Below are 26,414 nucleotides of genomic sequence, written 5' to 3' on the forward strand. Positions count from 1 at the left end.
TGCACCTGGATGCATCGGAGCACGCACATGCCTGTGTCAGTTTCACTACGACGCGGGGCCTTCAGCCTCGCTTTCGCCACGGCGCTCGTCGCCGGGCTCTCCACGGCGGTTCACGCCGACAACCTGGACGTCAGCGGTGACGTCCTCGAGAACAAGAGCGCCGTCGCACTCGGCACGGTCTGTCGCGGTGAGGGTGGGACGGCCGGGGTGACGTTCGGGCTCGTCCGCAACGGCGGCACCAGCAGCCCCCAGGTGTGGGGCAACTCGGCCGTCGTGTCGATCGCCCCCGGGGCCGTCGCGGGCAACGCAGCGGGAAGCCTGGTCCTGGGTTCGACGACCGCGACCACCCTGCCGGGCTGGACGGGCGCGGACAACAACACGCGGGTCGCCTCCGGGGTCGCGTCCGTGGTGCTCAGTGTCCCCGCCGACGCTCCCGTCGGAGCAGCGAGCGCGTCCGCGACGTACTCGGCAACCGGGCCGGGCGCCTCCGCGACCTCGGTCACCCGGACCGACCCGGTCACCTTCACCTGGACCGTCGAGGACTGCGCTCCTGCCGACACCTCGGCGCCCGAGATCTCCTACGTCCTCGACCCCGCCACGCCGGACGGCGACAACGGCTGGTACGTCTCCGACGTCTCCATCGACTGGACCGTCACCGACCCCGAGTCCGACGTCACGGCCACCGTCGGGTGCGTGGACGAGACCTTCGGGGCCGACGGCACCTTCGCGCCCCAGTGCTCGGCCACGAGCGCGGGCGGCACCGCTGGGCCGGTGACCGTCAGCATCGAGCGCGACGCGACTGCGCCGGAGGTCGCCTTCACGGGTGGTCCCGCGGACGGGTCGTCGTACTGGTTCGGCGACCCGATCCCCGAGCCCTCGACCTGCTCGGCGTCCGACGAGACCTCGAAGGTCACGGCGGCAGGCTGCAGTGTCGCCGGCGGCGGCACCGCCGTCGGCACGTACGAGCAGATCGCGTCGGCGAGTGACAATGCCGGGAACTCGACCATGATCACCCGCAGCTACGAAATCAAGGCGTGGACCCTCGACGGCTTCTACAAGCCGGTGACCATGGGGACGAGCGTCGCCAACACGGTCAAGGCCGGCTCGACGGTGCCGCTGAAGTTCAACGTCCTCAAGGGCAGCACGCCCATGACGTCCGACATCGGTGCCTCGTTCAGCGCGAGGAAGGTGGGGTGCGACGGCTCGGACGTCCTGAACGCGGTCGAGGAGTTCGTCACCACCGGCAGCACGAGCCTCCGCTACGACGCGGCGGGCGGCCAGTGGGTGCAGAACTGGGCGACGCCGTCGGGCGGCAAGGGCTCCTGCTACCGCGTGACGATGACGACGGCCGACGGGTCCGCGATCTCGGCGGACTTCAAGCTCAAGTAGTACCGGGGGAGGACTTGGGGGAGCTGCACTGGGGGAAGGGTGGGGGAAGGGGTCATGGCCCGGGGGCTCCCGTAGGCTCCCGGGCCATGACCCGACTCTTCGGCACGGACGGGGTCCGGGGCCTGGCGAACGCCGATCTCACGGCTGAGCTGGCCCTGGACCTCTCCGTCTGTGCGGCACACGTCCTGGCCGACCGCGGCGAGTTCGAGGGGCACCGCCCCCTCGCCGTGGTGGGCCGCGACACCCGCATCTCCGGCCAGTTCCTCGAGGCCGCCGTCGTCGCCGGCCTCGCGTCGGCGGGCGTCGACGTCCTGCTCCTGGGCGTGCTGCCGACCCCCGGCGTGGCCTACATGACCGAGCGGCTCGGCGCCGACCTCGGCGTGATGCTGTCGGCCTCGCACAACCCGATGCCCGACAACGGCATCAAGTTCCTGGCCCGCGGCGGCCACAAGCTCGACGACGCGATCGAGATCGCGATCGAGCGACGGATGGGCGAGCCGTGGGACCGGCCCACCGGCGGCAACGTCGGCCGCGTCGACGTCTACGAGACGGCCGTCGAGGAGTACGCCGCCCACCTCGAGAGCACCATCACGCACCCGCTCGTGGGGCTCAAGGTCGTCCTCGACTGCGCGGAGGGCGCCGCCCACGCCGCCGGCCCGCGTGCTCTCGAGGACGCCGGCGCGACCGTCATCGCGATCCACGCCGACCCCGACGGCCTCAACATCAACGACAGCTGCGGCTCGACGCACCTCGAGTCGCTGCGCGCCGCGGTCGTCGAGCACGGCGCGCACGCCGGCTTCGCGCTCGACGGGGACGCCGACCGCTGCCTGGCCGTCGACGCCGACGGCAACGTGGTCGACGGTGACCAGATCCTCGCGATCCTGTCGCTCTCGCTGCTCGAGCAGGGACGGCTCGCCAAGGACACCGTGGTCGCCACGGTGATGAGCAACCTCGGCTTCGTCCAGGCGATGCGCGCAGGCGGGGTCGGCGTCCGCCAGACCAAGGTGGGCGACCGCTACGTCCTGGAGGCGATGAAGGTCTCCGGCTACAACCTCGGCGGCGAGCAGTCCGGCCACGTGATCCTCAGCGACCACGCGACCACCGGTGACGGCATCCTCACCACGCTCCACGTGATGGAGCGGATGGCGACGACCGGCAAGTCGCTGGCCGAGCTCGCGTCGGTGATGACCCGGCTCCCGCAGGTGCTGGTCAACGTCGCCGGGGTCGACAAGTCGCGCGCGGACGAGGACGCCGTGCTCGCCGCTGCCGTCTCCGAGGAGGAGGCGGCGCTCGGCGAGCGCGGCCGCATCCTGCTGCGGCCGTCGGGCACCGAGCCGATCGTGCGGGTCATGGTCGAGGCCCCCACCCAGGACGAGGCGCAGGGCGTGGCCACCCGCCTCGCCGACGTCGTACGCCGCCAGCTGGCGCTGTAGCGCTCGCCACGTGGTGACGGGTGACCCACGGCCCGGGTTCGAGGAGCGCGCGCGGCCGCACCGGTGGTGGCTGACGCGCGGGGACGTCGCGTTCGGCGTGGTTGCCGGCCTCCTGCTCGCGGCGGTGCTGGTGGCGGTCATGCCCGACGTCCGTACCCACCTCCTCGGTGGCACCGATGAGCGGCTCACGACGGTGATCGGCGTGCGGGAGGGCACGCGGTCCGGTGACAGCGACCGCCCGCTCACGACGTACGTGGTGCGCTGGGAGGACGGGGCCGACGTGCGGTCGGCGACCTACCGGCGCAGCGGCCCGCCGCGCCGCGAGGTGGGCGAGACGTGGACGCTGTGGGTCGCACCCGACGGCTCGACGGTCGAGGCGGAGTCACCGCTCGTCACGTGGCTGTGGCTCGGCCTGGGGCTGCCGCTGGCGTGCCTCCTGCTGGGCGCGCTCTGGGAGTGGCGTCGCCGGGTCCTCTCGCGAATGCTCCAACGCGACGTCGAGCGCCACGCGGCGCGGCGGGCGCGCAAATCCGCATGACGGGCCGTCGCCGCGCGGCTACGGTCGCCGCGTGGTCGACATCGAGCAGATCAACCCCCGCAACGAGGCCGCCCTGCGCGCGTGGTGGGAGGTCGGCCGGGCCGCGACCGCCGACCGCCCCGGCAAGCCGTGGCCGCTGTGGGAGCAGAGCCGGGTCGCCCTCGCCGCCGACAACCCGGAGCGGGCCGTCATGCTGCTGGGAGCGATCGACGGACGCGAGATGGTCGGCGCAGGGATGGCCATCCTGCCGACCCGGGAGAACCTGCACCTGGGCGGCGCAGCGGTGTACGTCGCCGCTGCGCGCCGCCGGGAGGGGATCGGCACGGCCCTGCTCGCCGAGGCCGAGGTCGTCGCGGCCGGCCACGGTCGTACGACGATGACCGGCGAGGCCTACCTGCCGCCCCACGGCACCGTCCCCGCCGAGGCCTTCGCTGAGGCCCGCGGCTACGACGTCGCCAGTCGCGAGTCGATCAAGGAACTGGTGCTGGACGACTACCGGGCGCGACGCGCGTCGCTCGTCGCGGCGGCGCCGGTGCCCGACGCCTACCGCGTCCTCACCTTCGACACCGTCTGCCCGGACGAGCACGTCGAGTCCTTCGGCCGCCTGCTCGGCACGCTCCTGGCCGAGATCCCCCTGGGCGACCTCGACATCGAGGACTCCGAGTGGCCCGCGGAGCGGGTCCGCGACGCCGAGCAGCGCCAGGTGCGCATCGGCCGCCACGTGCTGTCCGCGCTCGCGATCGCGCCCGACGGCGAGGTGGCCGGTGTCTCCGACGTGCGCGTCGACGACACGGATCACGAGCACGCCCAGGTCGGCATCACGCTCGTAGCTCCCGCCCACCGCGGCCGTCGGCTCGGGCTGGCGCTCAAGGTCGCGACCCACGACCTGGCGGTGGCGACGTACCCCGACCTGGTCTCCGTCGACACCTCCAACGCCGATGCCAACACCCACATGAACGCTGTCAACGAGGCGCTCGGCTACCGCACGATCGAGACCCTGCTGGAGCTGCAGAAGAAGTTGTGATCAGCGGGCGTCGAGCGGCGCATCGTACGTCTCCCGCGCGCCGAGGATCTGCGCCAGGTGGGTCTCGGCCCAGTCGGTGAGGGTCTGGATCGGGCCGGTGAGGGAGGCCCCGAGGTCGGTGAGCTCGTAGTCGACGCGCGGCGGCACCTGGGCGTGGACCGTACGGGTGAGCAGGCCGTCGCGCTCCATCGCCCGCAGCGTCTGGGTCAGCACCTTGGCGGCCACGCCGCCGATGCGCGCACGGAGGACGCTGAAGCGCAGGGGGCCGTCCTGGAGGGCGCCGATGACCAGCACCGTCCACTTGTCGCCGATGCGGTCGAGCACGACCCGGGTCGGGCAGTCGGGGTCGAAGGCGTCGCCGCGGTCGGGGGTGCTCATGGTTACCACAGGGTACTCATAGCACGTTGAAGTGCTTGGTTACCAGTGGTTACCGTCATGTCCTCAGCCCCACGACCCCGAAGGACTCCTCATGAAGATCGCCCTGTTCGGCGCCACCGGCATGGTCGGCTCCCGCATCGCCGCCGAGGCCACCGGCCGCGGCCACGAGGTCACCGCGCTCAGCCGCTCGACCGGTGCCGACATGGCCGACGCGGGCGCCGTGCGCGAGGCCGCGGCCACCCACGACGTCGTCGTGTCCGCCACCGGCCCGAGCCGCACCGGCGAGCCGCACGAGCCGTGGCTCGACTCGGTCTCCACCCTCATCGCGAACGCCGCCGACGCCCGCGTCCTCTTCGTCGGGGGAGCCGGCTCGCTGCTCACCCCCGACGGCACCCGCCTGCTCGACACCGACGGCTTCCCCGAGGCGTACAAGGCCGAGGCCACCTCCGGCGCCGCCGCCCTCGACTTGTTCCGTGCCGCGCCGGAGTCGCTCGACTGGACCTTCGTCAGCCCGGCGCCGGTCATCGCCCCCGGCGAGCGCACCGGCTCCTATGCCACCGCCCTCGACACCCCGGCCGGCGACTCCATCAGCGCCGAGGACTACGCAGTCGCCTTGGTCGACGAGATCGAGCAGCCGCGGCACCGGCGCCAGCGCTTCACCGCCGCCACGGCCTGACCGTTTCCTCCGTACGCCGCCCGCACGCGGGACCGCCGCGGACGTCATGAGAATCTCCGGTTCGCACCGGAGATTCCCATGACGTCGTGCTCGGAGGAGCGCCGTCCACCATCCACAGGCAGGCTCCTCGCGGCTTCATCCACAGGAGTTGGTCGCCACACGAGCGCGTGGGGCTCCGCTCGGCGACAGTCGGCGGATGCCCAGCCGAGGAATGACTCCCCGCAGTCGAGACGAGCGTCAACGGCGCCTGGCCGTCGTACGTGCGCTCGGTGACGTCCAGGGCGGGGTGGTGTCGCGAGACCAGCTCAGCTCGCTCGCCATCACCTCGCACGAGATCGCGGCCCACGTCGCCGGGCATCGTTGGCGCCCGGTCCACACCCAGAGCGTCGCCGTGCACACCGGATCGTTGCCTTTGCTGGGACGCCAGTGGGCGGCCGTGTTCGAGGGTGGCGCCCGGAGCTGCCTCGACGGTGCGTCTGCGCTCATCGCCGAGGGTCTGGAGCACTACACCGAGGACGTGATCCGGGTGTCGTGCCGCGCGGGGTGCTGGTGCGCCGGGCCACGGGCATCGACGTACGCCAGACGCGCCGCCTGCGGACCCAGGACCTGGCCCCCAGCGGTGTCCCGCGTACACGACCCGATGTCGCCGGTGTGCGTGCGGCGCTGTGGGCACGTTCGGACAAGCAGGCGACGCTGCTCCTCACGATGGCTGTGCAGCAGCGGTTGACCACCCCCGAACGCCTCGGTGCGCAGGCCCTCACGGTGAAGCGGGACGCGCGACGCATGCTGGTGGCCACGGTCATCGGAGACCTCCTCGGCGGGGTCCGGTCGCTGGGTGAGCACGAGTTCGCTCAGGAATGCCGACGCCGCGACATCCCGGAGCCCAACCGGCAAGTGCTCCGGAAGGCGCCAGGGGGCCGGTGGTACCTCGACGTCTGCTGGGACGAGTGGGGTGTGGTCGTCGAGGTGGACGGCATCCAGCACGAGTGGGCCACCAACGTCGTCTCCGATGCCCTCCGGCACAACGCCGTGACGCTCGAGCGAGCCGTCGTGCTCCGCCTGCCGTTGCTCGGGCTGAGGGTGGCGCCGGACGAGTTCTTCGCCCAGATTCGCGCGGCCCTTGCGGGGCGGGGCTGCTCCCTCGCCCTTGCGTCATGAGAATCGCCGGTTCGGACCGCGGATTCTCATGACGTCCGGCGAGCCCGGCGTACGCCTCAGAGCTTGCGAAGCCGCACGTAGCGCACGGAGTGGTCGGCGTCCTTGCGCAGCACGAGGTTGGCGCGCGAGCGGGTGGGGGCGACGTTCTGGACGAGGTTGGGCTCGTTGATCGAGTCCCAGATCCGGGTCGCCTGGTCGACGGCCTCGTCGTGGGAGAGCGCGGCGTACTTGCGGAAGTAGGACGCCGGGTCGCGGAACGCGGTCTCGCGCAGCCGCAGGAACCGGTCGACGTACCAGCGCTTGATGTCGGTGAGCGCGGCGTCGACGTAGACGGAGAAGTCGAAGAAGTCGCTGACCGCGAGACCCGTACGGCCGTCGTCGCGCATCCGCGCGGGCTGGAGGACGTTGAGGCCCTCGATGATCACGATGTCGGGCCGCTTGACGACGACCCTCTCGTCGGGGAGCACGTCGTAGACGAGGTGGCTGTAGATCGGCGCCTCGACCTCGTCCTTGCCGGACTTGATGTCGATGACGAACTTGAGCAGCGCCTTGCGGTCGTACGACTCCGGGAAGCCCTTGCGGTGCAGGATCCCGCGCCGCTCGAGCTCGGCGTTGGGCAGCAGGAAGCCGTCGGTGGTCACGAGCGCGACGTTGGGGTGCTCTGGCCAGTGGGCGAGCATCTGCTGGAGCACGCGGGCCGTGGTCGACTTGCCGACCGCCACCGAGCCGGCGAGGCCGATCACGAAGGGCGTACGCGGCGGTGTCACGCGGTGCAGGAACTCCTCCTGCTCGCGGTGGAGCCGGGAGTTGGCCGCGACGTAGAGGCTCAGCAGGCGCGACAGCGGCAGGTAGACCTGCTCGATCTCGCGCAGGTCGAGCTGGTCGCCGAGGCCACGGAGGCGCGCGACCTCCTCGGGGGTGAGGGCCGTCTCGGCGGTGCCGGCGAGCTCGGCCCAGGCCGCCCGCTCGAGCTCGACGTAGGGGGAGGCCTCGTTGCCGTTGGAGCCGCCGCTGGTGCCGCCGGGGGAGGGCGACGCGACCTCGGACATGGGTGCGATTGTGGCATCGTGGCGCCCCGCAGCCGCGCAGCGGCCTGCCGATAGACTCCCGGGCCATGTGTGGAATCGTCGGGTACGTGGGTGCCAAGCCGGCCGAGGGAGTGGTGATCGAAGGCCTCAGGCGGCTGGAGTACCGGGGGTACGACTCCGCCGGGATCGCCCTCGTCGACGCGGGGTCGATCGTCTCCGACAAGCGTGCCGGCAAGCTCGCCAACCTCGAGAAGGCCATCGCCGAGTCGCCCCTGCCTCAGGTCACCACCGGGATCGGCCACACGCGCTGGGCCACCCACGGCCCGCCGACCGACCGCAACGCGCACCCGCACGTGGGGCGCGCGCGGCGCGTCGCGCTGGTGCACAACGGCATCATCGAGAACTTCGCCGAGCTCCGCGGCCGCCTCGAGTCGGCGGGGGTCGAGATGGCCTCCGACACCGACACCGAGGTCGCGGCCCACCTGCTCGAGGAGCAGCTCGAGACCGGCGTCGACCTGACCGTCGCGATGCAGAACGTCTGCCGCGGGCTCCATGGCGCCTTCACCCTCGTCGCCGTCGATGCCCTGGACCCCGACCGCGTGGTCGCCGCCCGCCGCAACAGCCCGCTCGTGGTGGGGATCGGCGAGGGCGAGAACTTCCTCGGCTCCGACGTCGCGGCCTTCATCGAGCACACCCGCGAGGCGATGGAGCTCGACCAGGACCAGGTCGTCACCATCACCCGCGAGGGCGTCGCGGTCTCCGGCTTCGACGGCACGCCCGCCGAGGGTCGCCGCTACCACGTCGACTGGGACCTGTCGGCCGCCGAGAAGGACGGCCACGACTGGTTCATGCGCAAGGAGATCTTCGAGCAGCCGCGCGCCGTCGCCGACTCGCTGCTCGGCCGCCGCGGCACCGACGGGCTGCTGCAGCTCGACGAGATGCGCCTGTCCGACCAGGACCTGCGCGACGTCGACAAGATCATCATCATCGCGGCCGGCACGTCGTTCTACGCCGGGATGGTCGCCAAGTACGCCATCGAGCACTGGTGCCGGATCCCGGTCGAGGTCGAGCTCGCCAGCGAGTTCCGCTACCGCGACCCGATCCTCACCAGCGACACCCTCGTCGTGGCCATCAGCCAGTCCGGCGAGACCGCCGACACGCTCCAGGCGATCCGCCACGCCCGCGAGCAGCGGTCGAAGGTGCTGTCGATCTGCAACACCAACGGCTCGACCATCCCGCGCGAGTCCGACGGCGTCATCTACACCCACGCCGGCCCCGAGATCGGCGTCGCGTCGACCAAGGGCTTCCTCACCCAGCTCGTCGCCTGCTACCTGCTCGCGCTCTACCTCGCGCAGGTCAAGGGCACCCGCTTCGGCGACGAGATCTCCCAGGTGATGGACCAGCTCGAGCGGATGCCGGCCCACGTGCAGACCGTGCTCGACAAGGCCGAGGAGGTCTACTCCCTCGCCCGCGACCACGTCGGGAGCCGCTCGGTGCTCTTCCTCGGTCGCCACGCCGGCTATCCCGTCGCCCTCGAGGGCGCGCTCAAGCTCAAGGAGATCGCCTACCTGCACGCCGAGGGCTTCGCGGCCGGCGAGCTCAAGCACGGGCCGATCGCGCTGGTCGAGGAGGGGCTGCCGATCCTGTGCGTGGTGCCGCCCCGCGGCCGGGACCAGCTGCACGACAAGATGATCAGCGGCATCCAGGAGGTCCGGGCGCGCGGCGCCCGTACGCTCTGCCTGGCCGAGGAGGGCGACACCACCATCGAGCCCTACGCCGACGTGCTGATCACGCTGCCCCAGGTGCCGGTGCTGCTGCAGCCGCTCGTCGCGGTGGTGCCGCTCCAGCTGTTCGCCTGCGAGCTGGCCACCCAGCTCGGCCACGACGTCGACCAGCCGCGCAACCTCGCCAAGTCCGTCACGGTCGAGTAGAAGCGACCGTGCCCGTCATCGGCGTCGGCATCGACGTGGTCGACATCGACCGCTTCATGCAGTCCCTCGAGCGCACGCCCGCCCTGCGCGGTCGGCTGTTCACCGCGGCGGAGGCCGCGCGCCCGCCCGCGTCCCTGGCGGCCAGGTTCGCCGCCAAGGAGGCGATGGCCAAGGCGCTGGGCGCACCGGTCGGCATGGCCTGGCACGATGCCGAGATCGTCTCGGAGGAGACCGGCCGGCCCCGCTTCGAGATCCGCGGGACCGTGGCCGCCCGGGCCGAGCAGCTGGGCGTCGCGCACGTGCACGTCTCGCTGTCCCACGACGCCGGCATCGCCTCGGCCGTCGTCGTACTGGAGTCCTGACGTGCTGCGCGCCCACACCGTGGAGGACGTACGCCGGGCCGAGGCCGCCCTCATGGCGCGGCTGCCCGAGGGTGCCCTCATGCAGCGGGCCGCCGCGGGCCTGGCCGCTGCGGTCCTCGACCTGCTCGGTGGCGGCTACGGCCGCCGTGTGCTGCTCCTCGTCGGTCCGGGCGACAACGGCGGTGACGCGCTGTGGGCCGGCGCCCGGCTCGCGGCCCGCGGGGCCCGGGTCGAGGCACTGCTCCTCGCCGACCGCGTCCACGGGGCCGGTCTCGCCGCGCTGCGGGCCGCCGGCGGGACCGTCGCCCGCGACCTCGCCGACCTCGATCCCGCGCCCGACGTCGTCGTCGACGGGATCGTCGGCATCGGCGGCCGTCCGGGCCTGCGCCCCGACGCGGTCGCCGCGCTGGAGGCGTACGCCGGGGTCCCGCTCGTCGCGGTCGACGTGCCGTCGGGCGTCGACGTCGACACCGGGAGGCTCGACGGACCGCACGTGCGCGCCGACCTCACCGTCACCTTCGGCACGCACAAGGTGGCCCACCTCGTGGACCCGGCCGCCGCGGCGAGCGGGGCGCTCCACCTCGTCGACCTCGGCCTCGACCTCGGCGAGCCGGCGGTGGAGGCACTCCAGCCCGCCGACGTGCGCGGGCTGCTGCCGCGCCCCGGCGACGCCGACCACAAGTACACCCGCGGCGTCGTCGGCGTACGCGCCGGGTCGGGCACCTACCCCGGCGCTGCGCTGCTGGCGGTGGCCGGCGCCAACACCGGGCTGGTCGGCATGGCCCGCTACATCGGCCCCGCGGCCATCGCCGACGCCGTGCGCTCCGCGCACCCGGAGGTCGTGGGGGAGGGGCGCGTCCAGGCATGGGTCGTCGGGCCCGGTGGCGGTGACGACGCGGCCCCGATGCTCGCCGAGGCCCGTGCCGACGGCGTGCCGGTGGTCGTGGACGCCGACGCGCTGCGCCACGTCGACGGCCCGGTCCCCGGGTGCGTGCTCACCCCGCACGCCGGCGAGCTGGCCGCGATGCTCGGCGTCGACCGCGAGGAGGTGGAGGCAGCACCACTGGAGCACGCGCGTGCCGCCGCCCGCCGCTGGGACTGCGTGGTCCTGCTCAAGGGCCACCACACGCTCGTCGCCACACCGGACGGACGGGTCCGGGTCACCACCACGGGGGTGCCGTGGCTGGCCACGGCCGGAGCCGGCGACGTGCTCTCCGGCCTGGTCGGTGCGCTGCTCGCCGCGGGCCTGGAGCCGTACGACGCGGCGTCCGTGGGCTCGTGGCTGCACGGGGCCGCCGCGACCCGCGCGGCCGGGGGCGGCCCGATCACCGCGAGCCGGGTCGCGGTCGAGGTCCCCCGGCTGGTGCGCGAGCTCCTCACCTCCCCGGGGTCGAGGTCTTTGGGATGATCGACCGCATGAGCGATCCCGTGCCGCCGCGCGCCGAAATAGTGGTGGACCTCGCCGCCGTGCGGCACAACGTACGGATCCTCAAGGACCTCGTCTCCGTCGACGGCCCCGTCGCGCTGATGGCGGTCGTCAAGGCCGACGGCTACGGACACGGCATGGTCGAGGTCGCGGGTGCCGCCCGTGATGGTGGTGCCGACTGGCTCGGCGTCGCGACGATCGACGAGGCGCTGGCCCTGCGGGCCGCCGGGGACCGCGGGCACCTGCTCTGCTGGCTCAGCGCTCCGGGCGACGACTTCGCGTCGGCCGTCGCTGCGGGCGTCGAGCTCACCGCCTACAGCGCCGACGAGCTCGAGGAGATCGCCGCCGTCGGTGGCGCCCGGGTGCAGATCAAGGTCGACACCGGGTTGTCGCGCGGCGGGGCCGCACGGGAGGAGTGGCACGACCTGTTCGCCCGCGCGAGCGACTTCGAGCGCGAGGGCCGGATCACCGTGACGGGCATCTGGTCTCACTTCGCCGCCAGCGACGAGCCCGCCCACCCCGCCAACGACGCCCAGGAGGCCGCCTTCCGCGACGCGCTCGCGCTGGCCGCGTCCGCCGGTCTCGACCCCGAGGTGACCCACCTGGCCAACTCGGCGGCGACGCTCCTGCGCCCGTCGTCGCACTTCGACCTCGTGCGCTGCGGCATCGCGACGTACGGCCTCGACCCGGCCCCCGGCACCAGCCCGCGGATCGGCCTGCGTCCGGCGATGACCGCGCGCGCCCGGCTCGTGATGAGCAAGGCGATCGCGGCCGGTGACGGCGTCTCCTACGGGCACACCTGGCACGCCACGGACGACACCACCGTCGGCCTCGTGCCCGCCGGCTACGGCGACGGGGTCCCGCGCGCCGCCGGCAACGCGGCCTCGGTGTGGGTCGAGGACTCGCTGCGCCCGATCCGCGGACGCGTCTGCATGGACCAGGTCGTGGTCGACCTGCACGGCGAGCTGCCGCCGCCCGGCACCGAGGTGGTCCTGTTCGGCCCGGGCGACCTCGGCGAGCCGACCGCGCAGGACTGGGCCGACGCAGTGGGCACCATCAGCTACGAGATCGTGACCCGCATCGGCGGTCGGTTCGTCCGGCGCCACATCGACACCGACGCCCCTGACGGGGCGAGCGAAGGGACCGTGCGTTGAGCATCAAGGGCCGCATCTTCGGCACCGTCGTGGGCGCAGCCGGACTGGCTGCCGCTGCCGGCGCGGTCGGCATCGCCCGGCAGAACCGCATCATCAGCAACCGCGCCGCCGGGGAGGACGTGGCGTTCGGCGAGCTGCACAGCGCACCGCGCGTGGTGGTCGCCGACGACGCCGTCGACCTGCACGTCGAGATCGACGAACCGGCCGACTTCGGCGGTCGTCCCGCCACCGACGACGACCTGACCGTCGTCTTCGTCCACGGCTACTCGCTCAACCTCGACTGCTGGCACTTCCAGCGCGCCGCCTACCGCGGTCACGTGCGCACCGTCTTCTACGACCAGCGCAGCCACGGCCGGTCCGCGCGGTCCGACGAGGACCACTGCACCGTCGAGCAGCTCGGCCACGACCTGCGGCGCGTCATCGAGCACACCGTGCCCGGCCGCTGCGTGGTCGTCGGTCACTCGATGGGCGGCATGAGCGTGATCTCGCTCGCCGAGCAGCACCCCGACCTCTTCGGCGACAAGGTCGTCGGCGCCGCCCTGATCTCCACCACCGCCGGTGGCCTCGACCCCGGGCGCATCCTGTTCCCGATGGTGCCGCTGGGGCTCGGCGGCCGGTTCGTCGGGCGGGTCGTACGCACCCTCGACCGCGGTCACCGCGTCGTCGACCTCGCCCGCTCGTGGGGGCACGCGGCGGCCGACGTGGTCACCGACCTCTACGCCTTCGGCGACGACGTGCCCGCCTCGCACGTCGAGTTCGTCTACTCGATGCTCAACGCGACGCCGTTCGCGGTGGTCGCCGACTTCTACCCGGCGTTCGCGACGCTCGACCACTTCGACCACCTCGAGCCGCTGGGCCGGGTGCCCACGGCGATCATCTGCGGTTCCGAGGACAAGATCACCTCGGTCGGCCACAGCCGCAAGCTGCACAGCCGGATCCCCGGCTCCAGCCTGCTCGAGTGCGAGGGCGCGGGCCACATGGTGCTGCTCGAGCGCCACAAGCAGGTGACCGCCGAGCTCGACGACCTGATCTCGCTCGCCCTGGGGCAGGAGGCACGATGAGCGTGGACGTACGCCGCGTCGGTCCCGAGGCGGCAGCGGAGGTCCTGGCCGTGGTGCAGGAGGCGTTCGGGTCGCGTCCCGTCCTCGACCCGCCCGCCGACGCCCTGGGCGAGGACCTCGCCTCGATCCGGCGACTGCTCGCGCGACGCGGCGGCCTGCTCGCCACGCTCGACGACGAGCCTGTCGGCTGCGTGGTGCTCGACCCCGACGCCGACGGCATGGTGCTGCGTCGCTTCGGCGTCACCCCGGCCGCTCAGGGCAGGGGCGTGGCGACCGCCCTCGTGGAGGCGGCCGTCGAGGCGGCGACCGGCCGGTCGGCCGTACGGGTGGTCGCACGCGAGGAGCTGCCCGACACCGTCGCCTTCTGGGAGGCCCAGGACTTCGTCGTCACCGGCCAGCGCAGCCCCTACGTCGAGCTCGCCCGCTGGCTGGGCAGCACCTTCGACGTCCCTGATGCCGACACGATGCGGGGCCTCGGCGCGCGCGTCGGCGCCAGCCTCGTCGCCGGCGACCTGGTCGTGCTCACCGGCGAGCTCGGGGCCGGCAAGACGACCTTCAGCCAGGGCCTCGGGGCCGGCCTGCAGGTCCGGGGCCAGATCGCGTCGCCGACCTTCGTGATCGCCCGGGTGCACCCCTCGCTCGGCGACGGACCCGCACTCGTGCACGTCGACGCCTATCGCCTCGGCTCGCTCGAGGAGCTCGACGACCTCGACCTCGACACCTCGCTCGACTCTGCGGTGACCGTCGTGGAGTGGGGCGCCGGGCTGGCCGAGGGCCTGGCCGACTCGCGGCTCGAGGTCGTCATCGACCGCGCCGTGGGTGCCGTGCCGGACGACGACGAGCTCGATCCGCGCCGGGTTTCGCTCCGCTGGATCGTCGGCCAGTAACCTCGTCGCCGTGCTCCTCGCCTTCGACACCGCGACCCAGCTGGTCTCCGTCGCCCTCCACGACGGCGAGCGGGTGGTCGTCGAGCTCTCCTCCGACCAGCCGATGAAGCACGGCGAGCACCTCGCCCCGCTCATCGCCCGGTCGCTCGAAGAGGCCGGCCTCGTGCGCCAGGACCTCACCGCCATCGCGGTCGGGGTCGGCCCCGGCCCCTTCACCGGCCTGCGCGTCGGCGTCGTGACGGCGCGGACCCTCGGCTTCGTGCTCGACGTCCCGGTCTACGGCGTGTGCTCGCTCGACGCGATCGCCCTCGAGGTGGTCGCCAGCGGTGCGACCCCGGGCAGCTTCCTCGTGGCCACCGACGCACGGCGCAAGGAGGTCTACCTCGCCTCCTACGACGCCGACGGCCGTCGGCTGGAGGGCCCCGTGGTCACCAAGCCTGCCGACGTCGCCACCGACGTCCCGGTCGCGGGTGCCGGACCGGAGCTCTACCCCGACGCGTTCCCGCACGCGATCGCCCCCGTACGCCCGGGTGCGGGCTGGCTCGCCGCCGGCGTCGGCTCCGAGCTCGTAGAATTGCTGGACCCCGAGCCCCTCTACCTGCGACGCCCCGACGCGGTCGCCGGCGCACCCAGAAAGCCCGTCTCGTGATCCGACCCGCCGCGCCGGCCGACATCCCGGCCCTCGCCGTGCTCGAGCAGGAGCTGTTCGGGGCCGACGCGTGGAGCGAGGAGCTGATCCGGCAGGAGATCGAGGGCCCTGGCCGCACGTTCGTCGTGACCGACGACCTCTCCGGCTACGGCGTGACGATGTCGGCCGGTGACATCGTCGACCTGCTGCGCATCGGCGTACGCCCCGACGCCCGCCGCTCCGGGGTGGCCTCGGCCCTGCTCGACGAGCTGCTGGTCGGGACCGACGACGCGTCGCGGATGCTGCTCGAGGTGAGCGTGACCAACGCGGCGGCGCTCGGCTTCTACGTCGCGCGCCAGTTCAGCGTCATCGACGTGCGCCCGCACTACTACCGCGACGGGTCCGAGGCGCTGGTGATGTGCCGCTGGCTGCCAGGTGCGGCGCGGGCGCAGACCGCCACCGCGCACGACTGACGCCACCTCGGCACAGCGACCACCCTCCGGACGACGAAGGTCCCCGCCCGAGAGCGGGGACCTGCATCTTCGAACACCCGACGAGGCGTGGCTCAGTCGAGGACGCCGGGGGCGACGTCGTCGTCGCCGAGCCAGTCCTGGTCGTAGACCAGGCTGTCGCGCTTCTGTGCCTCGTCGCGGTCGCCCTTGCGGCCGCCGCGACCGGACGCACCACCGACGCCTGCGCTGCGCGCACCGCTCGCACCACGCCCGCCCGAACGGGAACCGGCGGTCGAGCCGGTCGCCGCACCGCGACCGCCGGCCGACCCGGCACCGCCGCGCCCGCCGGCCGATCCAGCGGTGCCGGCCGCACCGCGTGCGCCAGCCGAACCGGCCGAACCGGCCGCGCCGCGAGACGTCGGGCTGCCGGCCGTGCCGCTGCGCGCGGCTGCCGAGCCGCTCGAGGCGGCGGGCGTACGGGAGAGCGCGCCGGCGCTGCCGCTGCGACCGGTCGCACCGATCGGGCGGGTGGGCGCGCTGCCGGCCGAGGCGGAGGCCGCCCGTCCGCCACCCATCATGCCGCTCGCGCTGCCGGCCGCGCCCGCAGCGCCGAAGGCGGCTGCGTTCATGCCGCCGGCACCGCCCGCGCCACCAGCGCCGCCCGACGAGGTCGGGGTCGAGACCTGCGGACCCTGGTAGGTCACGCCGCTCTGCTGGCTGCCGCCCACCGTGGTCGTCTCGGTCGGGACCGTGGGCACCGAGATCGGCTGCGTGGGGTAGGTCGGGTGGGTGATCGGAGGGGTGGTGATCGGCTGGGGCGGGTTGGTGGTGGTCGTGGTGGTCGTGGTGACTTGGGTGCCGGACGGGGTCCAGCTGTCGACGTAGAAGCCCTGGGCGTTCTTGTTGCCGCCCCCGGCACCGCCGCCCGTGGTCGGCGGGGCCTGGGTGCCGGGCAGGTAGGGCCCGCCGGGACCGGAGGGGACGTCGTTGGTCGGCTCGGTGGGGTCGTCCTGCCCGTGGATCTCCTTCATCGGCGGGATGGCGCCGAGGAAGGCGGCGTCGAGCTCCCGGGTGAGCGCGAGCGACCTGGCCTCCTGCCGGTCGTACTGCGTCTGCCAGGCGTTGCGCTCGTTCTGGCGGGCCTGGGCGGCCTGGGCCTGGGCCTGGAGCTCCTCGGGGGTCGGCTCCACGCCGGGCGTGCCGGCGGGGGCCTGGTAGGCCGCCGGCTTGGCGCCGAGGTCGGCCATCGCGTCGCGGGCGTCCTTGGTGTCGTTGATCTGCTGCCCGACGGTGACGAGGGCCTCGCCGGCGGTGCGGAGCGTGTCGGCCTTCTCGGACATCGACGTGGAGGACTTCTCCATGCCGGCTCGCAGGGCCGGACCCATGAGGGTCTGCTCGCCGATGCGGAGCTCGGCCTGTGCGGCGGCGAGCTTGAGGGCGTCGCTCAGCGTCTGGAGGTCCTGCGCCTTGCGCTTCCAGTCGCGGCCCACGACCTGCACGTGCCCGCCGAGGGCACTGTCGAGGTAGCTGTCGAGGTTGATCCGGTTGGGTCCCTTGGTCACGGCGTCAGTCCTGGTTCTCGGTCGGCAGCGTGCACTGGCTGGAGGAGAAGTCGGGCGCGGCGACGCAGTCGGCGGCGACCTCGATCCGGGCGGCCGTGGCCACGCTCTGCTCGGTGGTCTGCTGCACGTCGTTGCTGAACTGCTGGACCGAGGCACCCAGCTCGCGCAGGCCCGCGATCATCCGGTTGAGCTCCTCGCCGACGGCGTCGTGGGCCATCTGCACGTTGGTGGCGAGGCGGTAGCCACCGGTGAAGGAGTCGCCGAACGACGTCTGGTGCACGGCGGCGATCGGATCGTTCTCCAGGCCGGTGGCGGCCTTGTCGAACGAGACCAGCAGCGACGAGATGGTCTCGGGGTCGATGTTGAGCCCCAGCATCGTCTGGTTGAGCAGTTCGCGGTCTTCGAGCGGCAGCATGGTCTGTCCTTTCCCCCTGGTCACAGAACCGAAACCAACCTTAGGTGGCTGATCTGGGTCCGTCACCATCGTCCCCCGCGGCTAGGGTCGCCGCATGACTTCTCGGGCAGCTCGTCCTCGTCGCGCGCTCTCGACGGTCGTCGCGGTGGGCGCCCTGGCCGTCACGGCCGGCTGCCAGTCCTCCTCCTCCGGGGAGTCGGCGCAGGAGCCCACCACCGGGACGCCGCCGACCTCCACGACCCCGACACCGGTGCCGGTGCCCAGCACGCCGGTCGTCGAGCCGGCCGACGGCAAGGTGGTGAAGGTGCCGGGGGCGTCGATGCGCGCGCTCAGGTCGTACAAGCGGGTCAGCGACTACGGCATCGTCCAGGGCTACAACGACGAGAAGAGCGCACTCACGCTGTCGCCCAACCTGACCCTCGGGAAGTCGCTCGACGGCTTCGCCAGGGAGTGGATCCGCGACCACGGCGGTCCGAAGGTGATGGAGCGCCAGGACAACGTGGTCGTCGGTGGCAAGTACAACGCGTGGCACGTGATCGACACCCGCGACGACAACGAGGAGTCGCACTACTACGGGGTGATGTTCCTCGACAGCGCGTGGCTGATCAACGTCGCGATCTACCAGGGCGACCCCTGGAGCCTGACGCCCGAGGAGGGCGAGGAGGTCATCGCCAGCCTCCTCGCCTCGTTCAAGACCGATCTGGACTAGCGGACCTCGGCCATGGAGAGCCCGGACTCTCCGGCGCTCTCGATGCCGAGCCGCTGCACTGTGCCGTCCAACCCCAGGCGCACGATCACGCTGCCCGCGCCACTTTGCCAGACCCGTGCGACCAGGTGGTCGTCGTCCTCCCAGAGGACGTTGGTCTCGTTGACGCCGCCGACCTGGCGGCGGGGCAGCACCAGCTCGAAGTCGACGACCACCTCGCCGGTCGTCGCGTCGAGGACCGCCAGCGTCGGTGAGCCGTACTCGCCACCGGACGCGACCGTGCCGACGACGTGCTGACCATCGGGGCTGAAGTGGTCGAGTGCGTAGTCGCACGTCTCCCACGCCACTGCGCCGCTGGGCGACGTACCGTCGATGACGGCGGAGCACGAGCCCTCGATGTCCGAGCTGATGAAGGCGGCGACCACGCCGGCGACCGGTGACGACGACCGCGCGTTGACCGGGCCGGGCAGCGCGGTGGGGGTGTCGCCGTCGGCGATGAAGGTCGAGGTGGTGCCGTCGCCGTGGGTCTGCGTCGCGGCGACCTCCACGTCCGACACGAACCCGATCGGTGCGACCCGGTGCTCCCGCGGGCTCGGCGGGAACTCGAGGTAGGTCGAGATCGGGCCGCCGGCGACCTCGGCGATCTTGACCCGCCACTGAACGTCGTCGTACTCCGACCACGCGACGCGGCTGCCGTCCGGGCTCACCACGACGCCGCCGGTGGGCCCGACCTGGTCGACCACCTCGAGATCGGCGTCGAGGACCTCCAGGGTGTAGCTGCCCTCGTCGTTGGCGACGGCCATCCAGCCGTCCCGGTAGGGCGTGACCGTGTCGTAGGCCTTCGGCAGCTCGATCGTGCGCTCGGGAGTGATGAGGCTGGGGCTGTCGACGTCGACCAACGGGACGCCGACCGAGTCGACCACCTCGGCGCTGCGCGGGTCGATGCGGACGGTGCCGGTGACCGTGGGGGACGGCGGCTGGGTGGCGGGAGGGACCTCGCTGCGCTGGGAGGGCCCGACCGTGCTGAGCCCGATCGGCACGGCGACGGCCACCATCGCCGCCACGGCGGCGCCGGCCACCGCGGCGCGGCGACGCTGGATGCGGCGGGCGCGCGTCCGCACGTCGCCGACCGTGAACGGCCTGCGCTCGAGCGGATCGGCCGTGCGGTGCAGGGCGTCGTGGACCTGGTCCTCGAGGGGAGTGGTGTTCATCGCGCATCGTCTCCGGACTCGTGGGGGTCGAGCCCATGTGGATTGAGGGAGTGGGGTGCCCGCGCGCGCAGGCCCGCGAGCGCGCGGCTGGCCTGGGACTTCACGGTCCCGACGGAGATGCCGAGGGTGTCGGCGATCTCGGCCTCGCTGAGCTGCTCGTAGTAGCGCAGCACGATCACCGACCGCTGCTTGGGCGGCAGCGTCTGGACGAACGACCAGAGCGCGCCGCCCATGCCGTCGTCGTAGGTGTCGACGGTGCCGGTCTCCGGCATCGTGTCGGTCGAGTGCTCCCTGCGCTTCCAGGCCCGTCGCCACAGCGAGTTGTTCTCGTTGACCATGATCCGGCGGACGTAGCCGTCGAGGGCCTCACGATCGCGGACCTTGTCCCACGACAGGTAGAGCTTGGCGAAGGCGTTCTGGAGCAGGTCCTCAGCCGTCGCGTGGTCACCGGCGAGCAGGTACGCCGTCCGGTAGAGGGCGGCCTGGCGCGCGGACATGTACGCCGAGAAGTCTGCGTCCTTCTCGGCTCGCCGGTCGTGCGCTCCCATGTCGACGAGTGTCGCGGTCACCCTGCACCTCCTGCTCGATCTCGTGTGTTCCGTGCTGTGGCGTGTCGGGGTGAGGACGCGACCCGGTCGACGAAGGTTGCATCCGTTTGGGAGGGTCGTGTCATCCACGTCGTAGGAGGAACACGCATGCAGCAGGTCAAGGCCGTCGTCGCGCTCGCCAAGGGTGAGCCGGTGCAGCTCACCACCATCAACGTCCCCGACCCGGGTCCGGGCGAGGTGGTGGTGGAGGTGCAGGCGTGCGGGGTGTGCCACACCGACCTGCACTACCGCGAGGGCGGGATCAACGACGACTTCCCCTTCCTCCTCGGCCACGAGGCCGCAGGGGTCGTGGAGTCGGTCGGTCCCGACGTGACCGGCGTCGAGCCGGGGGACTTCGTCGTCCTCAACTGGCGCGCGGTGTGTGGTGAGTGCCGCGCCTGCAACCGGGGCGAGCCGTGGTACTGCTTCGCCACCCACAACGCCACCCAGAAGATGACGCTCGCCGAGGGTGACCTTGCCGGCACGGAGCTGTCGCCGGCTCTGGGTATCGGCGCGTTCGCCGAGAAGACCCTGGTCGCGGCGGGGCAGTGCACCAAGGTCGACCCGTCTGCCCGACCGGCCGCCGTCGGCCTGCTCGGGTGCGGCGTGATGGCCGGTCTCGGTGCCGCGATCAACACCGGCAACGTCGGTCGCGGGTCCACGGTCGCCGTGATCGGCTGCGGCGGCGTCGGTGCGGCCGCGATCGCCGGTGCCGCGCTGGCCGGCGCGGCGAAGATCATCGCGGTCGACATCGAGGACCGGAAGCTCGAGACCGCGAAGAAGCTCGGCGCGACCCACACCGTGAACTCCTCCCAGGTCGACGCCGTCGCCGCGATCCGCGAGCTGACCCCGCCGCCGGACGGCACCGGCCACGAGGGCGGCGCGGACGTGGTCATCGACGCGGTCGGTCGTCCCGAGACGTGGAAGCAGGCCTTCTACGCCCGTGACCTGGCCGGCACGGTCGTGCTGGTCGGTGTGCCGACCCCGGACATGAAGGTCCCCGACATCCCGCTCATCGACGTCTTCGGGCGCGGCGGGTCCCTCAAGTCCTCCTGGTACGGCGACTGCCTGCCCTCGCGCGACTTCCCGATGCTCGTCGACCTCTACCAGCAGGGTCGGCTGGACCTCGACGCCTTCGTGACCGAGGAGATCGGCATCGGCGACGTCGAGGCAGCGTTCGAGAAGATGCACGGGGCCCCCGACGGGCAGAGCGTGCTCCGGTCCGTGGTGGTCCTCTGATGGCCGCGCGCGTGGACCACGCCGTCGTCTCCGGGACCTTCTCGCTCGACGGCGAGACGCACGACGTCGACAACAACGTGTGGGTGGTCGGTGACGACGAGCAGTGCCTGGTCATCGATGCCCCCCACGACGTGGACGCGATCCTCGAGGTGGTCGCCGGCCGGGCGGTGAAGGCGATCGTGTGCACCCACGCCCACGACGACCACGTACGGGTCGCGCCCGAGCTGCGTCGGCGCACCGGCGCACCGATCCTGCTCCACCCTGACGACCGGCCGCTGTGGGAGCTCACCCACGGAGGGGACGAGGAGGGCGCCGAGCTGTGGGACGTGGACCTCACCGACGGGCAGACGCTGACGATCGGGGGTGCCGCGGTCACGGTCATCCACACGCCCGGCCACGCTCCGGGCGCCGTGTGCCTCTATGTCCACGACCTCGGCTGCGTCTTCACCGGTGACACCCTCTTCGAGGGCGGACCGGGCGCCACGGGCCGTTCGTACAGCGACGCCGACCTCATCAAGGACTCGATCCGCCGACGCCTGCTCGACCTGCCCGACGAGACGGTCGTGCACACCGGCCACGGCCCCGACACCACGATCGGGGCCGAGCGGGAGAACCTCTGACGCCGCTCAGGCCGTCAGCCAGCCGGGAGGCGGCCGGAACCACGGCCGCTCCTCGAGGATGCGCCGCCGGCGCTGCTCCCTGAGCTCGTCGAGGTGGACCGCCTCCGCCACGAGCTGCTCGTGCGAGGGGTGGTCCACCGGGGTCCCGTCGAGGAGTCGGTAGAGGCGCCGCAACGAGGTGTGGAAGACGACCCTCGGCGCGCGCCTCCGGCGGGAGTGCCGACGCCACCACAGGATGTCGGCGGTGGACTCCACGCCGCGCGGTCGCCACCAGCCGGCGACGGACAGGTCGACGTGCGCAGGGAAGCGGCGCCCCCCGCGGTCGCGCGCCCCGTCGTCGCGCATCGGCTCGACCTCCTCGCCCGTCTCCACGTCGTGGATCCGGCTCCCGAGGCCCGCGAGGCGCAGCAGGTGCTGCAGCACCGACGCCCGCGGACTCGTCCGGCCCGTCTCCCAGCGAGCCACGACGGACTGGGACACGCCCAGGATCGCGGCGAGGCCGCGCTGCGACACGTCGAGCACCCGCCGGCGGCGTACGGTCCCCGGGATCCCGCCGTCGAACGGCCCCATCGCGTACCACTCCACCTCCTCGGGGGTCCAGTCCTTCATCTGCTGCCAGTCGAACTCCGTCTCCATGTCTGCCCCCTACGTCGGTGTGTGTCCCTGCATCACACCCGCGCGCACCGACACTCGGAAGGGGTTCTCCACAGGCTGACGTGTTGTTCGGATCGCGGTCCCGTGTCGAGGGGTCGTCGCGCGCCCTCGCGATTGAGTCTCTGAGCGACTCAGTCGCTAGGGCGCGGGCGGGGCGCGCGGGGCGGTGGGGAGCAGGCGGCGGACGTCGAGCCGCCGAGGTGTAGTCGTCGGTGACAGCGGCTGGTGCGGCTGGGAGCGCCCCGACCGACATGGCCGGTGACCGACGACGGATCGACATCGGCACCCGTGCCACCATGACGGGATGCGTGCGCGGTCGATCTCCTTCCTGACGACGCTCGCGCTGGTCGCGTCGCTGAGCGCGTGCGAGAGCGGGAGCGGCGACGAGGGTCCGGACCGGGGAACGGGGGACGCCGGCGCGGCCGGCGAGCCCACCAGTACGCCGACCGTCCCGCCGACGCCGTCGGAGGAGCTCGGTCTCGTGGAGGGCTGGGGACCGGACCGGTCCGAGCTGGACCGCGCCGCGCGGATCGTGGGCCGCATGCGGCTGCCGGACCTCGCCGGTCAGGTCATCGTCGCCGACTGGCAGGGGACCGACGCGCCGGTGCGGATGGTGCGCGAGCTGCACCTCGGCGGTGTCATCGCCTTCTCGTCCAACGTCGCGTCGGCCGCCCAGGTCGCCCGCGTGAACACCACGCTGACACGCCAGGTGCGACGGAAGTGGCCGCTGTTCCTCGGCGTCGACCAGGAGGGCGGGGTGGTCGAGCGCCTGCGCGGCGCGGCGACGAGGTTCCCGACGTTCATGAGCGCCGGCGCAGCGGGGGATGTCGCCCTCACCGAGCAGGCGTACGCCGCGAGCGGCGCCGAGCTGCGCCGACTCGGGTTCACCGTCGACTTCGCCCCCGACGCGGACGTGACCTCCGGGCCCGGCGATCCCACCATCGGCTCGCGTTCGGCCTCCTCCCGGCCGGCCGACGCGGCCGACCACGTGGTCGCGGCGGCCGCCGGTTTCGGGGGGGCGGGCGTCATGCCCGTCGTCAAGCACTTCCCGGGGCACGGATCGGTGCCCGCCGACAGCCACCTGACGCTGCCGGTGCAGACCAAGACGTCGGCCCAGCTCGAGGCGACGGACCTGGTCCCGTTCCGCGCGGCCGTCGAGGCGGGGGTGCCCGCGGTCATGGTCGGGCACATCGACGTCCGGGCCGTCGACCCGCGGGTGCCGTCGTCCTTGTCGCGCAAGGTGACGACGGGGATGCTGCGTGACGAGCTCGGCTTCGGTGGCCTGGTGGTGACCGACTCGCTGGAGATGGCCGCGGTCACCCGTGGCCGTGACCCGCGACGTACGGCCGTGCAGGCGATGCGGGCCGGATCCGACGTCCTCCTGATGCCGCCGTCACCGGCCGTCGCGCGTGCCGCGCTGGTCCGCGCGGTTCGGTCGGGGGCGCTGCCGCGCCGTCGTCTGGAGCAGGCCGCGGCCCGGCAGATCGCGTTGCTGACCCACCTGGCAGACGAGCGGCAGGAGCCAGCGAGTGCGCCCGCCGCCGCGTCGCGTGCCCTGTCGGCTGCCGCCGTGACGGTGACCGACGGAGCGTGCTCGGGTCGCCTGACGGGCGACACCGTGCACCCGTACGGCGACCCAGGTGCCGTCGCCGTGTTCGCGGCGGCCGCTCGCGGCGCCGGGATGACGGTGCTGTTGCGGCAGTCGCCGCCGTCACGGCTCGCCGATGCGAAGCCGAAGCCGGAGCGACGGAAGAAGGAGGGCAAGCGCGCCTTCAAGAAGCGCACGCGGGAGTGGCAGCAGGCGGAGGCCAGACGCGTACGCCGGCTCGCGGCCTGGACCGCGCGGGAGGACGCCCGGCTCGCAGCCGGGACGGCCATCGGCTTCACAGGCTTCCGCGACGCCCCGGTCGACGGCCAGGTCGCCGTCGCCACCGACGCCCCGTGGGTGCTCGGCAGGGTCAGCGCGCCCACGCGGATCGCCACCTTCGGTGACACGCCGGCGGCGATGGCCGTCCTGGTCGAGGTGCTCCAGGGCCGGGCGACCGCCCCGGGCCGGCTCCCGGTCAAGGTCGCCGGGGTGGCGCGCCCCGGCTGCTAGGTGCAGGCCGGGTCAGAACGGCTCGACCAGCAGTGCCGTGCCCTGCCCGGCGACCCGCGTCAGCACGAGCGTCGCCTCGTTCTCGCCGCGGAGGGCGAGGCGCTTGCGCAGCTCCTCCGGGACGACCTGCACGCCGCGCTTCTTGATCGTCAGGCGGCCGATCCCGCGCTCGTGCAGCGCTGCGCGCAGCGGCTTCTCGCGGTAGGGCAGCTGCTCGACCACGCGGTAGCCGCGGGCGAAGGGCGTACGGAACGAGGCGTCGCTGGTGACGTAGGCGATGTGCTCGTCGACCAGCCCGCCGTCGACCCCGGCGGCCACCGCCGTCACCAGCCCGGCGCGCACCACCGCGCCGTCCGGCTCGTAGAGGTACGCCCCGACCGCGCGCACGTCTGCGCCCGGGTCGTCCTCGCCGGTGAGGGTGGCGAGCCCGCGCTCTCCGATCACGGTGGCGCGCCGGTCGGTGGTCGAGAGGCCGGGCGACCAGATGACGGCCTCCTTGACCTCGCCTCCGTCGCTGACCCACTCGGCCTCCGCGCCGGGAGGCACGAGGTCGTGGCCGATGCCCGGAGCCACCTTGACGAGGGCACGCCGCTGGAGCAGGTCGAGCACCCATTGCCATGGCGGCGCCCACCCCTCCACGTCGAAGACACGGCCCCGACCGCCGCGGCGGGCCGGATCGGCGAAGGCGGCGTCGAACCCGCTCGGGTCGACGGTGGTGGCGTCACCTGCCTGGACCGCGCCGGCGAGGCCAAGGGCCTCGAGGTTGGCCCGTGCCATCGCCGCGCGGACCGGGTCGAGGTCGATCCCGGCCGCGACGAGCCCGGCCCGGGCGAAGGCGATCAGGTCGCCGCCGATGCCGCAGCCGAGGTCCACGACGCTGCCTCCGGGGATCGCCGCGGCCAGCCGGGCCGCCCGGTGGTCGGCGACCCGCGTCCGCGTGGCCTGCTCGAGCGCGTCGGGGGTGAAGAACATCTGGTGGGCGGCCTCGCCGAACTTGGCCACGCCCTTCGCGCGCAGCTGCGCCTGGGTGGTGGCCGCGGCGGCCTTCTCGGCGTCGGGCTCGAGGCGGCGTACGACCGAGGCGACGCGCACCGGGTCGCCGGCGTGGTCCGCCCAGGCCTGGGTCGCGTGGACGAGCAGGCGACCGCCTTCGGACGTCCGCAGCCAGTCCAGCGTCTCGATCTCCACGTCGGCATCCTGTCAGGCGGGCCGGCGCAGCGTGGGCGGTGCGGACCGGTGCCGGGTCCGGCTAGCACTCGGTTGGTCAGAGTGCTAGCGTCTGTTCTGGCACTCTCGACCCGAGAGCGCCAACGCTCGTGAGCCTGGCACGACCCCCGCGACGGCGTGCCGCCCGGATCGCGAGCCCACGTCCTGGGAGCCCCGGGTCACATCGATCCGGGCTCCTGAAGAATCTCGTGCAGAGAAAGTGGAGGTTGATCCGAAGTGTCGGTCAACATCAAGCCCCTCGAGGACCGCATCGTCGTCCAGACGCTCGAAGCCGAGCAGACCACCGCCTCCGGCCTGGTCATCCCGGACACCGCCAAGGAGAAGCCCCAGGAGGGCGAGGTCGTGGCGATCGGTCCCGGTCGCATCGACGACAACGGCAACCGCGTCCCGCTCGACGTCGCGGTGGGCGACAAGGTCATCTACAGCAAGTACGGCGGCACCGAGGTCAAGTACTCCGGCCAGGAGTACCTGATCCTCTCCGCCCGCGACATCCTCGCGGTCGTCTCCTGACGCACCTGGCATCCCGGCCGGCCCAGCGCCGGCCGGGATCCGTGCACGTCAGGTCCTGAT

At 72.8% G+C, this 26,414-nt stretch carries 27 protein-coding genes; 19 read left to right on the forward strand and 8 right to left on the reverse strand.

Translation table 11 applies throughout. The features are described 5' to 3' along the window. Positions 1 to 27 precede the first annotated feature (27 nt). The 4 genes from AC57BS_RS15035 to AC57BS_RS15050 all read left to right on the forward strand — a co-directional run bounded on the left by AC57BS_RS15035 (position 28) and on the right by AC57BS_RS15050 (position 4,384). Positions 28 to 1,389: a PxKF domain-containing protein gene (locus AC57BS_RS15035; protein ID WP_496412238.1), complete on the forward strand. Its 1,362-nt coding sequence runs from the start codon at positions 28 to 30 to the stop codon at positions 1,387 to 1,389. 86 nt (positions 1,390 to 1,475) lie between these two features. Continuing rightward, a complete protein-coding gene (gene glmM, locus AC57BS_RS15040) occupies positions 1,476 to 2,822 on the forward strand; it encodes a phosphoglucosamine mutase (protein ID WP_496412239.1) in 1,347 nt (448 codons plus the stop codon). Between the two features lie 10 nt (positions 2,823 to 2,832). Further along, the gene (locus AC57BS_RS15045; protein ID WP_496412240.1) at positions 2,833 to 3,360 is read left to right on the forward strand and encodes a hypothetical protein; all 528 of its coding nucleotides are present in this window, start codon (positions 2,833 to 2,835) and stop codon (positions 3,358 to 3,360) included. Between the two features lie 31 nt (positions 3,361 to 3,391). Then, positions 3,392 to 4,384 carry a GNAT family N-acetyltransferase gene (locus AC57BS_RS15050; RefSeq protein ID WP_496412241.1) on the forward strand — a complete coding sequence of 331 codons (993 nt, stop codon included), beginning with the start codon at positions 3,392 to 3,394 and terminating at the stop codon, positions 4,382 to 4,384. Here the strand turns inward: AC57BS_RS15050 and AC57BS_RS15055 are convergent, their stop codons facing one another. After that, complete coding sequence (locus AC57BS_RS15055) at positions 4,385 to 4,762, reverse strand: winged helix-turn-helix transcriptional regulator (protein WP_496412242.1); 378 nt, start codon at positions 4,760 to 4,762, stop codon at positions 4,385 to 4,387. Positions 4,763 to 4,853: 91 nt separating this feature from the next. Between AC57BS_RS15055 and AC57BS_RS15060 the strand changes: the two genes are divergently transcribed. Then, complete coding sequence (locus AC57BS_RS15060; protein WP_496412243.1) at positions 4,854 to 5,438, forward strand: NAD(P)-dependent oxidoreductase; 585 nt, start codon at positions 4,854 to 4,856, stop codon at positions 5,436 to 5,438. Positions 5,439 to 5,969: 531 nt separating this feature from the next. Then, positions 5,970 to 6,596: a putative endonuclease domain-containing protein gene (locus tag AC57BS_RS15065; protein WP_496412244.1), complete on the forward strand. Its 627-nt coding sequence runs from the start codon at positions 5,970 to 5,972 to the stop codon at positions 6,594 to 6,596. Between the two features lie 56 nt (positions 6,597 to 6,652). Here AC57BS_RS15065 and coaA read toward each other — a convergent pair whose 3' ends face one another. Then, positions 6,653 to 7,645, reverse strand: a complete 993-nt coding sequence (gene coaA, locus AC57BS_RS15070) for a type I pantothenate kinase (protein ID WP_496412245.1) — start codon at positions 7,643 to 7,645, stop codon at positions 6,653 to 6,655. Between the two features lie 65 nt (positions 7,646 to 7,710). Between coaA and glmS the strand changes: the two genes are divergently transcribed. From glmS to AC57BS_RS15110, 8 genes are read left to right on the forward strand one after another with little or no spacing between them, the layout of a single operon-like run. Continuing rightward, positions 7,711 to 9,555: a glutamine--fructose-6-phosphate transaminase (isomerizing) gene (gene glmS / locus AC57BS_RS15075; protein WP_496412246.1), complete on the forward strand. Its 1,845-nt coding sequence runs from the start codon at positions 7,711 to 7,713 to the stop codon at positions 9,553 to 9,555. Between the two features lie 8 nt (positions 9,556 to 9,563). After that, a complete protein-coding gene (locus AC57BS_RS15080; RefSeq protein ID WP_496412247.1) occupies positions 9,564 to 9,917 on the forward strand; it encodes a holo-ACP synthase in 354 nt (117 codons plus the stop codon). 1 nt (position 9,918) lies between these two features. Continuing rightward, positions 9,919 to 11,325, forward strand: a complete 1,407-nt coding sequence (locus tag AC57BS_RS15085; RefSeq protein ID WP_496412248.1) for an NAD(P)H-hydrate dehydratase — start codon at positions 9,919 to 9,921, stop codon at positions 11,323 to 11,325. Positions 11,326 to 11,333: 8 nt separating this feature from the next. Further along, the gene (gene alr / locus AC57BS_RS15090; RefSeq protein ID WP_496412249.1) at positions 11,334 to 12,497 is read left to right on the forward strand and encodes an alanine racemase; all 1,164 of its coding nucleotides are present in this window, start codon (positions 11,334 to 11,336) and stop codon (positions 12,495 to 12,497) included. Next, complete coding sequence (locus AC57BS_RS15095; protein ID WP_496412250.1) at positions 12,494 to 13,558, forward strand: alpha/beta fold hydrolase; 1,065 nt, start codon at positions 12,494 to 12,496, stop codon at positions 13,556 to 13,558. The genes alr and AC57BS_RS15095 overlap by 4 nt, the downstream gene beginning before the upstream one ends. Then, positions 13,555 to 14,445, forward strand: coding sequence for a tRNA (adenosine(37)-N6)-threonylcarbamoyltransferase complex ATPase subunit type 1 TsaE (tsaE, locus tag AC57BS_RS15100; protein ID WP_496412251.1), 891 nt, complete (start codon positions 13,555 to 13,557; stop codon positions 14,443 to 14,445). Before AC57BS_RS15095 ends, tsaE begins: the two co-directional genes overlap by 4 nt. A gap of 10 nt (positions 14,446 to 14,455) precedes the next feature. Further along, a complete protein-coding gene (tsaB, locus tag AC57BS_RS15105; RefSeq protein WP_496412252.1) occupies positions 14,456 to 15,094 on the forward strand; it encodes a tRNA (adenosine(37)-N6)-threonylcarbamoyltransferase complex dimerization subunit type 1 TsaB in 639 nt (212 codons plus the stop codon). Next, positions 15,091 to 15,546, forward strand: coding sequence for a GNAT family N-acetyltransferase (locus AC57BS_RS15110; RefSeq protein ID WP_496412253.1), 456 nt, complete (start codon positions 15,091 to 15,093; stop codon positions 15,544 to 15,546). The genes tsaB and AC57BS_RS15110 overlap by 4 nt, the downstream gene beginning before the upstream one ends. A gap of 92 nt (positions 15,547 to 15,638) precedes the next feature. Here the strand turns inward: AC57BS_RS15110 and AC57BS_RS15115 are convergent, their stop codons facing one another. Further along, complete coding sequence (locus AC57BS_RS15115) at positions 15,639 to 17,087, reverse strand: hypothetical protein (RefSeq protein ID WP_496412254.1); 1,449 nt, start codon at positions 17,085 to 17,087, stop codon at positions 15,639 to 15,641. Between the two features lie 4 nt (positions 17,088 to 17,091). Beyond that, complete coding sequence (locus tag AC57BS_RS15120) at positions 17,092 to 17,502, reverse strand: hypothetical protein (RefSeq protein ID WP_496412255.1); 411 nt, start codon at positions 17,500 to 17,502, stop codon at positions 17,092 to 17,094. 94 nt (positions 17,503 to 17,596) lie between these two features. Here AC57BS_RS15120 and AC57BS_RS15125 point away from each other — a divergent pair, with 94 nt between their 5' ends. Further along, on the forward strand, positions 17,597 to 18,211 hold the full coding sequence (locus AC57BS_RS15125) for a hypothetical protein (protein ID WP_496412256.1): 615 nt from the start codon (positions 17,597 to 17,599) through the stop codon (positions 18,209 to 18,211). Here the strand turns inward: AC57BS_RS15125 and AC57BS_RS15130 are convergent. Beyond that, on the reverse strand, positions 18,208 to 19,419 hold the full coding sequence (locus AC57BS_RS15130; RefSeq protein WP_496412257.1) for a hypothetical protein: 1,212 nt from the start codon (positions 19,417 to 19,419) through the stop codon (positions 18,208 to 18,210). The genes AC57BS_RS15125 and AC57BS_RS15130 overlap by 4 nt on opposite strands. Further along, positions 19,416 to 19,988: a SigE family RNA polymerase sigma factor gene (locus AC57BS_RS15135; RefSeq protein WP_496412258.1), complete on the reverse strand. Its 573-nt coding sequence runs from the start codon at positions 19,986 to 19,988 to the stop codon at positions 19,416 to 19,418. The genes AC57BS_RS15130 and AC57BS_RS15135 overlap by 4 nt, the downstream gene beginning before the upstream one ends. A 126-nt stretch (positions 19,989 to 20,114) precedes the next feature. Between AC57BS_RS15135 and AC57BS_RS15140 the strand changes: the two genes are divergently transcribed. Continuing rightward, a complete protein-coding gene (locus tag AC57BS_RS15140) occupies positions 20,115 to 21,245 on the forward strand; it encodes an S-(hydroxymethyl)mycothiol dehydrogenase (protein ID WP_496412259.1) in 1,131 nt (376 codons plus the stop codon). After that, complete coding sequence (locus tag AC57BS_RS15145) at positions 21,245 to 21,865, forward strand: MBL fold metallo-hydrolase (RefSeq protein ID WP_496412260.1); 621 nt, start codon at positions 21,245 to 21,247, stop codon at positions 21,863 to 21,865. The genes AC57BS_RS15140 and AC57BS_RS15145 overlap by 1 nt, the downstream gene beginning before the upstream one ends. Positions 21,866 to 21,871: 6 nt before the next feature. Here AC57BS_RS15145 and AC57BS_RS15150 read toward each other — a convergent pair whose 3' ends face one another. Continuing rightward, positions 21,872 to 22,501 (reverse strand): helix-turn-helix domain-containing protein, encoded by a 630-nt coding sequence (locus AC57BS_RS15150; protein ID WP_496412261.1) that lies wholly within the window; start codon positions 22,499 to 22,501, stop codon positions 21,872 to 21,874. Between the two features lie 322 nt (positions 22,502 to 22,823). On the opposite strand from AC57BS_RS15150, the gene AC57BS_RS15155 reads away from it, so the two are divergent. Continuing rightward, positions 22,824 to 24,617, forward strand: coding sequence for a glycoside hydrolase family 3 protein (locus AC57BS_RS15155; RefSeq protein WP_496412262.1), 1,794 nt, complete (start codon positions 22,824 to 22,826; stop codon positions 24,615 to 24,617). 12 nt (positions 24,618 to 24,629) lie between these two features. On the opposite strand, the gene AC57BS_RS15160 is transcribed toward AC57BS_RS15155, so the two are convergent. Then, a complete protein-coding gene (locus AC57BS_RS15160; RefSeq protein WP_496412263.1) occupies positions 24,630 to 25,805 on the reverse strand; it encodes a class I SAM-dependent methyltransferase in 1,176 nt (391 codons plus the stop codon). 255 nt (positions 25,806 to 26,060) lie between these two features. Here AC57BS_RS15160 and groES point away from each other — a divergent pair, with 255 nt between their 5' ends. After that, a complete protein-coding gene (gene groES / locus AC57BS_RS15165) occupies positions 26,061 to 26,354 on the forward strand; it encodes a co-chaperone GroES (protein WP_129455534.1) in 294 nt (97 codons plus the stop codon). Positions 26,355 to 26,414 lie beyond the last annotated feature (60 nt).

Source organism: Nocardioides sp. BGA-UO-ETr-FS32, from assembly GCF_059567905.1.